Origin of the sequence: Enteroscipio rubneri, assembly GCF_002899715.1 — a bacterium.
GTDB classification, from domain to species: domain Bacteria; phylum Actinomycetota; class Coriobacteriia; order Coriobacteriales; family Eggerthellaceae; genus Enteroscipio; species Enteroscipio rubneri.
This window is the reverse complement of the sequence record NZ_PPEK01000025.1, coordinates 1-9,479: the sequence shown is the minus strand read 5'-3', so window position 1 is coordinate 9,479 and position 9,479 is coordinate 1. Positions and strand designations below refer to the sequence as shown.

Sequence of the window (9,479 nt, the reverse complement as noted above, 5' to 3'; positions counted from 1 at the left end):
TATTCCGTGCCGCGCATCGTGCGCGGCCGACGAGCCGGAGGGTCCCGAGAGGGGCCCTTTTCTCGTTTTCGGGCACGGAGGCGCGCTGCCATCCGCATCGCCGAACGGCTATCTTCGGCGGCAGGGCTTCAGGCGGGAGCCCTGGGGGATCGGCGCCGCCATCGCGGAGTATCCTTTATCAAATGAAAGACCGTCTATAGATTAGTTTTTATATAGTTTAATGTTTAACGATAAAATGACTTGACTTATGCCTGCGCGCATTCTGGGATGCGCGCAGGCATTTCTTATGCCTTCTCATAATCTATGATCAAAAAAGAATCGCACGATTACCGCAGATAGGAGCGGTATTGGGCAACCTTTGGCCGGCACCGAGCTGGTCGAGGTGCGTTGTGCGAACGGATTGACCATGAACGATGAGAAGGGAGGATTAACACAGAAAGACTCGCGCGCAGATGGCTTGCGCGGCGGCAGACGGGCTGTCTGAACCCGCGTGCGGCGAACTGCGCTCTTCAGAGGAAGCCCACAAGGGCGGAGAGGATTGTGATATGGCAAAGATTGACAAGATGATCAAGGGCCTGACAGGCCAGACCGAGGAAGAGCAGCGCCTGAAGGAGCAATTCAGCTTCCTGCAGAAGATGGCGCGGGCGAAGTGCGAGACGTTCGAGAGCGAGCTCAAGGTCATGCTCAGCAATAAGGAGACGGCGGGCGCGATCGAAATCGTGGGCGACAAGGCGTTCGAATACCACCATTCGCAGCACGTGAATATCTCGCACGGCTGCGACGATGCCATCATGGAGGCCGTCAACGAGTTCTTCAAAGGCAAGTCGGGCGTAAAGCAGGGATTCAAGGCCATCGTCAAGCAAGGTTTGTCGGGTCTGATCGGCGACACCACCATTGGCGAGACCACCGAGAATATGTTCTTCGTGTTCCCCGAGAACTACTCCATCGTGCGCGTGGACGTGAAAGCCTACAAATACACCTTTTCGACGAAAGGCGTGCTGGCAAAGGACGTGGAGAACGTGTTCGTCTACACCATGGCGAAGTCCATCGTGGACCACAAGAAAGTGGGCATCGACTACCTGCTGCACTGCGTGGTGGACATGATGCGCAAGGACAATGAAGATGAGCCGCCGATCGGCGAGGTCATGGATTTCATCAAAGAGCTGCAGCTGTGCTGGAAGCTGCTCGAGGCCGACGCCGTTCCGACGCCGACAATCGAAACGGTGCGCGGCGCCGCGCCGAGTGTGAGCGCCAATGCGATGTCCAAGGCCTTGAAAGAGGTCAAGGCGCTCACGCCCGAAGACGTCCTTGCCTCTGCGGCGAAAGGGGCGCAATCATGAGTACGCCGCAGGTGGCCCGCGTGGCCATCGTCAACAACACAGGCGCGCGCATGGAGCAGGTAGTGCTTACCCATCGTTTCGGAGATAGTGACGCCGTGGACATTCTCATGTGGGATCAGCTTGATCCGGGTGTTCAGAGCAGCACGAAGAACGTGCGCTTCGCGACGGGATTCGGCGACACGACCAACTACGACTGGTGGCTTTTGACCTGGAAGACACACAATGCTGCGCATGAGGTGGTCGAGCATGCGAGTGCTCCGTCGGTGTTTAACATGGTCGGCGACTACGTCATCATGGGCGGCGAAGATGCGATCTCGTCGCTTAAGGGCGTACCGGCTCTCATCTCTTCGGCTGATCCGGTCAAGAGCGCAAGCGAGTTCGGCGGCGCTTTGACCAAGCTGCTGTTTGGCGGCATCGCGCGCAAAGTGAGCAAGAAGGCGTTTAAAGAGCACATGCTCACCAGCGCGGATGCGTACAATTCGGTCGCTCCTGGTGCGGGTCCTGAAGTCAAGGTGACCGTCGGTGAGGGAACCATGACCATAACCAGCCCGTCGGGAACCTCAAAGGCCGACTGCACGACCCTTGCCATTCCGGCCGCGCTTCCGGCTGTGCCGTAAGCGTTTGCGATTCTTCAAATAGTGCGGCGGGAGGATGGGCATGATGGACACAGGCAGGCATGGCAAGCTGCGGCTTGCGCTCGCCTTCACCGTGCTGATCGTCCTGGCGGCGGGCATCGCGCTTGCCGTCGGGGCGATCCTGCAGGACGAGCGGGACAACCGATCGGCGGAGGCGGAGGTGGAGAGCGGCGGCCTGCTGCCGATCTCGCCGGAATGGCTCGAGTATACCTATGGCGAACCAGGGCAGGCCGTGCTCGCTGTGAACGATTTTCCGGAGAAGTTCGATCTGCGCGAAGAAGGGCTTGTCGCGCAAGTTGAGGACCAGAGCCCCTTCAGCACCTGCTGGGCGTTCGGCGCGCTGGGCTCGCTCGAGTCGAATGCGCTTATGCAAAATGACGGGGCGCGTGCGGGCTTTTCGGGCTATTCTGAGCATCATCTGGCCTGGTTCGCCTATGAAGTGCAGCGATCGGGCGACCAGGAAGGGGAGGGTGCGACTCCGGCGAATCTCGGCACCTTCGATCCGCAGTGGAGCTCTGTGTACCATATGGCGGCCGGATCGCCGTACCTGGCGCTCTCGACGCTCGCGTCGTGGACGGGCGCGGAGGACCAGGCCACGGTGCCGTATGTTGACGATCGGGGGTCGACGGAAGCTGGCAATGAGAGCTGGCGCGTTGCCGAGAGCTTGCGGTTCGACGCGCGGAACCATCTCACCGACGTCGACTTCCTGCCCACGCCGGTGATCGAGCAGGACGGCGAGCACGTATACAGCCAGGCGGCCGTCGATGCCGTCAAGCGCTCCATTATGGAGAATGGAGCCGTGTCGGTGTCGTACTATGCCGATCAGAGCGTGCCTGGCGAAGAGGGTAATTCCTCGTACTTCAACCGCGACACCTGGGCATCGTGCGTGACCGGCGTCGAAGAGTTCGAACGCGATTTCATCGTGCCGAACCACGTGGTGACCATCGTCGGCTGGGATGATGCCTACTCAAAGGACAACTACACCGAGGGGTGCCGGCCTGCCGGTGACGGCGCGTGGATCGCCAAGAACAGCTGGGGAAGGGGGACGTGGAGCTTGCCCGATGAGAACGGTGAGCCATCGGGGTACTTCTACCTTTCCTATTACGACGAAACCGCCTGCGAGTTCATGAGCTTCCAAGGAGATGCCGTGGAAGACGGGTTCGAGTATGAGCGCAACTACCAGTACGATTATCTCGGCATGTCCGCCATGCTCGTGGATACCGAGTACGTCGACGGCGAGGCGTCGACGGCGAACGTGTTCGTTGCGGATGGTGACGAGGAGCTTGGCGCCGTCTCGGCGGTGACGTTTCGACCTGAGGCGAGCGTGGAGGTGGAGGTGTACGTGCTTGGCGAGGATGCGGTGGTTCCCGACGACGGTCGACTGGTGGCGCATACGGCCGAGACGTTCGATTACGGGGGCTATCATACCGTGGAGCTGGACGAGCCGGTAGATTTGGCTGCCGATGAGCGTTTTGCGGTGGTTGAGACCATCGAGGCGCCCGGCGAGGACGGCGAGTCGGTATACCAGGTCTACTTCGAAAACGCCCCCGCCGACGAGGCGAGCTCGCTTCGGTGGACGAACCTCTCCCAGCTTGAGACGACCGCGAGGGCGAACGCGGGCGAGAGCTTTCGCTACGATGAGGGCATTGGCTGGCGGGATGCGACCGAGCTCGACACGCGGGCGTGCCTGTACGACCAGGGAATAAGGGTGAAGTACGGCAACGCGCTGATCAAGGCGTTTGCGAATAGCCAGGATGAGGGATGAGGGGTGGCAGGTGGCCTGCCCGGATGGGTGTTTGGAAGCAGACGCCGGGGTAGGGGCTTGGCAACCTTCAAGGCAGAATCGGGTCTTCGAACCTCCAAGCCCCCTAGCCAATCCGGCCTCATTTGCCGTATAATGCTATTGCGTAGGTACTAATTCATGCGTGGTCGGGAGTTGCACTATGGACGTAACGCGTAGCGCGGATGATCGGCCGTCATTCTGCAGGGTTGCATCCCGGACATTCCTCGCACTTATCCTTGCGTTCTCTCTCAGTATTCCAGCGCCTGCTCTCGCTTTGTCGAATGATGCAGGACAATCGCTCGCCTCGCAGGTGGATCGGGCATCCGACCCCCAAGACAACGAAGGCACGTCGGATTCCACCCAGGCTGCGGCGGCCGAAGGATCCGACCCATCCGCATCGGTTACGGGCGAATCTCAGGAAGCCGGACCCGATGCGGCAAGTCCCAACTCGTCTTCCTCGTTGCAATCCGAAGAGCCTTCCGCCCAGGGCCTCGCTCAACATTCGGATGCAGCGAATGCGACTTCGACTGAGCCATCGTTGGAAAGCGTCGATGAGCCGCGCGACGACGTCGTCCCCGGCGAGATCATTGTGGTGTATGACTCGGCGGTATCGTCAGGCTCGCAGACATTCAGCCTTGAAGACCAGGCGCAGCCGGATGGCCTTGACGTGCAGGTGGTCGAGGAGATCGCGCCTGCCGATGGCGACGTGGGGCCGACCGTGGTGGCTGAAATTCCCGATGACACGACGGTTGACGAAGCTGTCGAGCAGCTGTCCGGTGCGCCCGGAGTGGCGTATGTTCAGCCAAACTATCTCTACCAGCTGATCGACGGGTTCGATGTGAGCGTTGCGGACGGGGGCGCGTCGATCCTTTCGGAAGAGGCCGCTTCGAAGGCGACCGTGAATGATCCCTACTGCATCGACACTCGTGAGGGGAAGAACCAGTACTACCTGTACAATAGCAACGTGATCGATGCATGGGATAGCGCGAAATCCGATGGATCTGCGACGGTGGCGGTGCTCGACACCGGTTGCAGGCTCGATCATGAAGACCTGCAGGGAACGCTCGACGCGGCACATGCGTGGGATGCTTACCATGACGTTGCGCTCGATGTCAGCCCGACGGTATCTGCAGGAGACAACAACGGTCACGGAACGCATGTCTGCGGCATCGTTTCGGCGCAGGCGAACAATGCCGTGGGAATCGCCGGGGCATCGTACAACGCGAAGGTGCTTCCCGTCAAAGTGTTCAGCGATGAGGCTTCGAATGCCAGCGCCCCGACCGCGAAGATCGTGCAAGCCTACACCTATCTGGATGGCCTTATCAAGAGCGGCGCGTTGAGCGATCTTCGGGTCGTCAACATGAGCCTTGGGCTCTATGGGGAAAGCGATCCTGCATTCGAGTCTGCGATTGAGAAGATGCGTTCCGAGCATAATGTGCTCACCGTGTGCGCGGGCGGTAACGGCGTGAACGGCGTGCCGAAGACCGAGCGCTCGCTTCCATCGGATTTCGATGCCTGTCTCTCGGTGACGTCGCTTAATCAAGATAGAACTTATTCGCCATGGGCCGATTACAATGAATACAAGGATATCGGCGCTCCCGGCGTGAGTCTGCTCTCAACGTATAAGGATTCGTCGAGCAGCTATGCTTTTTTGAACGGCACCTCCATGGCGTCCCGCTGGTTGCCGGGATCGCCGCTCTGTTGTGGGCGGCCGATCCCGATCTGACGGTCGATGAAGCCGTCCGCGCGATAACGAGCACGGCGGTGCCGATCGAGGATGCCAGAACCGCTGCGAGCGGTGTTGCGAACGGCAGCGCGGGGGCCATCGATGCGCAGGCGGCCGTCAACGCCGTCAAGCCTGCGCCGACATCGAATCCTGAAGCGGGATCTGAAGGCAATGCTCGCAGTCTCGTTCTCTTGGTGCGGTTCAAGGGTGATTCTCTCGGTGATGGGGGTAGCGGCTATAACGCCGACTTCCGCACTGCCGGCATTGCGGGCATGACGACCGAATGGGATTACCTGAGGGCCCAGTTCAACGCGAGCGAAACGGACGGATCGAACGACTACGTGACAATAAGTCTTCGCAGCTATCTGCAGACTGTCTCCGAAGGCAAACACGATCTTGTGAGCGTATTTCCGCAGACAGCTGCCGATGGGGTTCATGTTGAATACATCACGCTTCCCTACACGGCGGAGGACTATGCCGGCAGGTCGGGCAATACCGACTACGGGTTGATAGCGGATACCGTCGCCGGATTCAATACGGCCCATCCCGGCTATGATGCCGCCCAGCTCGATGTCGATGGCGACGGCCTCATTGACAACTTGGTCGTTCTGGCGGCAGTGAGCTCCGCAGCTTCCCAGTCCGATTGGCTCTGGCCCCATAAGGCGGAGGGTGCCGGCTGGAACCTCATGCTCGGCTCAAAGCAGGTGGGGACGTACAATGTCATCGATGCCAGCGATACGCCAGGAGATTTGAATTCGTCGGGCCATGCGAATATAGGGACCCTTGCGCACGAATACCTGCATACGCTTGGTGCAAAAGACTATTATCGTCAATCGATAAGCGGCGATCCCGTGTCGATGTGGGACATCATGGGTGCTCCCGACGCACTGGATCCATGGCCCCTGGCCGTGACGCGCCAAGGGATCGGTTGGTTGGATTCCATCCCCGAAGTGGCGGATTCTGGCACCTACACACTGTATCAGCCTGGAACCGGCCGTCAACAGGCGGTCATGTTCAAGTCGCCTCTGAACAATTCCGAGTATTTTGTGGCTGAATACCGCAAGAAGGGATCGGGACAGGCTCTTGACCGGGGGATCGGCGGTTCGGGACTGGTTGTATATCGCGTGAATCCTACCTTTGCGGGAGAGGGAAACGTTGATGGCAATGATTATGTGTATGTGTTCCGGCCAGGGGAAACGTCATTGGGGGCGGCGGAAGGGGACGTGCGCAACGCCCAGCTCACGGCGGCAGATTTTGTCAGCTCGAACGGCCGCGTCTCGCTCGGATCGAGCAACTTCGATGCTGGTGTTACTGACAACACGCTGTTCTACTCGGACGGAATGAACTCCGGCATTGTGATTGAGGCGACGGAACAGGCGGAGGATTCCATCACGTTCTCGCTGACGTACCCCGATTATGCGAGTCAGGATCTGTGGGACAGCGTATCGAACGCCGACGGAACGATGGACTCGTTCGGCACCGACGTGAAGGATGTGCAGGTGGTTTCCGAGGGTGCTACTGTGTATGCCTTAACCGAGTCGGTGAGCGACATGGGCGCGTACACCCACCGCGGCATGCGTCACGACGGCATCAACTGGACGGATTGCGGCGTCGTGGGAACTAACCTGGAAAACGGGCAGCTGGCTGCAGGCGATGGGAAGCTGTACTATCTTGCGACCGATCACTCAACGGGGAAAGCCGTTCTCAAACGATACGGCGGAGGCACGTCCTGGGTCACGGTTGCCCAGCTGGATACCGGTGGGTACGTTGGAGAGCCTGTGATCTCGTTTGTCGGGCGCGATCTGTATGTTCTGGCCGATGTCGGCTTCGCGAACGCCAGACTGTTCAAGCTCGTCGGCGAGAAGCTTGTGAGCGCTGCCCCGGCAGTGCCCGCAAGCTATATCGTGGCACCGACGGTGTTTGCGCTCAACGGCCACCCGGCGGTGGCATGTGGTGATTTCAACGCGGGAAACAGTTCCGTTTTTGAATTAGTTGACGGTGCCTGGGTCGTTCGAAGCGAGGTGCTCGGTTGCGCGCATTACGATACCGCTGCTGCGGATGGGGTGACAACCTACGTATACCAGCATATAGATGCACGCAGCGATCCGTATCTGCATGTGCTTGACGCGAACGGCGCTGTCCAAAAAACCGTGAGGCTTGCCCAGTTCAAGCAATACTCGCTCGACAGCTCGCTCGTCGCGGCAGGCGGCTATCTCTATCTGAGTGTTGTCGATGGCCAAGGTACAGCCGCTTCGGTGAAGACATTCGTGGCATCGGTTGATGCGCTGGACGTATGGAGCCAGGTGGGGAGCGCGGTCTACAAACCCGGCGACACGGTATCGTCGACGGTGGCTGGCGGCAAGGTCGTCGTTGGCGTACGCAACCCCATCGGCAAGGCAGCGGTCAGAAGCCATGCTCTTGTGCAGCAGGCTTGTCCGCTTACGCTCAGTCAGAGCGGATTCGCCGACTTGACGTACGGCTACTCACAGGGAAATGCTGCTCTATTCACCATGAGAAACGACGGATTATCCGAGATCCGTGCTTTGAGCCTTGGGTTCGACCAGGGGGAGGGTCAGTTCTCGCTTGGAGCTCTGTCGAAGACCGTGCTTGCCCCCGGTGAAGAGGCAACCTTCACGGTGACGGCGAAAACGGGTCTTGCCGCAGGATCGTACCCTGGCAGGATTCGCGTATCCGCGCAGGGAATGCAGATGGCAGGTTCGTGCGACTTCGTGCAGAGAGTAGGGGCGCTCGACATCTCACGCGGTGCGCTCTACGAGGCGGGTGCGTCCAAGCCTGGCATTGCCGACCGCACGTACACGGGCAAGGCGCAGACGTTGGCCGCAGGATGGTCTGTGAAGGTGGGCGGCGTCGTGCTCGGGTCGGGCGATGTTGCGGTGTCGTATCGAAACAACGTGAACGTCGCCTCGGCGAGCAGTGCAAATGCGCCGACGGTTGTTGTGTCGGCCAAGAGCGGAAATGTGAAGGACTCGTTCAGCGTGCGGTTTGGGATAGCGTCTTCGGCGGTGCTTGCTGACGGCACGTATCTGATACGATCTGCTTTAGCGGATAAGTTGGTTCTGGATATTGTTGCGGGGAGCACATCTGATAAGGCCAATGTGCAGCTTTATGAATCAAATATGACGGCGGCGCAAAAGTTCCAGGTTTCTTTTGACGGACGTACGGGGTTCTATACGTTCACGAATGCCAAGTCAGGCAAGGCTCTCGATGTTGCCGGTGCCTCCACCGTATCCGGTGCAAATGTGCAGCAATACACCTCAAACGGTTCGCTCGCTCAAAAATGGATTCTTGCCAGGAACAAGAACGGAACATATCGTATAGCTTCAGCCCTTGACCAGAATCTCGTCCTCGACGTGGCGGCCGCGAATGCCTCCAACGGCGCCAACGTCCAGCTCTACCGCGCAAACGGATCGACGGCTCAGAGCTTCGCTTTGATAGCAACGAATCCGGCCGTGACGGGCTCGAAGACCGTGGACGACGGCATCTACTCCATTTCGATGAGCGCCAACCGCTCCGCAGTTCTCGACGTGGCGGCTGGCTCTACCTCAAGTGGCGCCAACATCCAGATCTACACCTCCAACTCCACGGCCGCTCAGAAGTTCCGCATATCCTATGACGGGGAGGGCTTCTATACCGTCTCGAGCCTGAGAAGCGGGCTTCCCCTGGAGGCGGCTGACGGCAACCTTGTGAACAAGACGAACGTGCGGCAAGCTGCCCCGACGTCCTCGGCGGCGCAGAAGTGGGCCATATCGAAGAACTCCGACGGCACCTTCACCTTCGTTTGCAAGGCGAACGGCTTGGCGCTCGACGTGGCCGCCGGCTCCACAGCCAACGGCGCCAACGTTCAGACCTACGCCTCCAACGGCAGCGCTGCACAGAGGTTCGGACTGACGTCGGCGAAGGCCCCGAGGACGGTCGCCGACGGCGTGTATACCATCGGCTCGGCTCTGGGCGGCTCGCTCGTGCTCGACGTGGCG

The 9,479-nt window shown here is 59.7% G+C and carries 5 protein-coding genes; all 5 read left to right on the top strand.

Translation table 11 applies throughout. The features are described 5' to 3' along the window. Nucleotides 1-545 precede the first annotated feature (545 nt). Nucleotides 546-1,340 carry a hypothetical protein gene (locus C2L71_RS11645; protein WP_103265930.1) on the top strand — a complete coding sequence of 265 codons (795 nt, stop codon included), beginning with the start codon at nucleotides 546-548 and terminating at the stop codon, nucleotides 1,338-1,340. Next, nucleotides 1,337-1,957: a hypothetical protein gene (locus C2L71_RS11640; RefSeq protein WP_103265929.1), complete on the top strand. Its 621-nt coding sequence runs from the start codon at nucleotides 1,337-1,339 to the stop codon at nucleotides 1,955-1,957. The genes C2L71_RS11645 and C2L71_RS11640 overlap by 4 nt, the downstream gene beginning before the upstream one ends. A 40-nt stretch (nucleotides 1,958-1,997) precedes the next feature. Next, the gene (locus C2L71_RS11635; protein WP_170042505.1) at nucleotides 1,998-3,740 is read left to right on the top strand and encodes a C1 family peptidase; all 1,743 of its coding nucleotides are present in this window, start codon (nucleotides 1,998-2,000) and stop codon (nucleotides 3,738-3,740) included. Between the two features lie 292 nt (nucleotides 3,741-4,032). Continuing rightward, nucleotides 4,033-5,484: a S8 family serine peptidase gene (locus C2L71_RS11630; RefSeq protein WP_157938986.1), complete on the top strand. Its 1,452-nt coding sequence runs from the start codon at nucleotides 4,033-4,035 to the stop codon at nucleotides 5,482-5,484. Nucleotides 5,485-5,522: 38 nt separating this feature from the next. Next, a partial coding sequence (locus C2L71_RS11625) for an RICIN domain-containing protein (protein ID WP_187143344.1) occupies nucleotides 5,523-9,479 on the top strand: 3,957 nt, incomplete at its 3' end.

Excerpts from the sequence above, each read along its gene's own strand:
- C2L71_RS11645 (WP_103265930.1), top strand. The coding sequence starts at position 546 with ATGGCAAAGATTGACAAGATGATCAAGGGCCTGACAGGCCAGACCGAG.
- C2L71_RS11640 (WP_103265929.1), top strand. The coding sequence starts at position 1,337 with ATGAGTACGCCGCAGGTGGCCCGCGTGGCCATCGTCAACAACACAGGC.
- C2L71_RS11635 (WP_170042505.1), top strand. The coding sequence starts at position 1,998 with ATGATGGACACAGGCAGGCATGGCAAGCTGCGGCTTGCGCTCGCCTTC.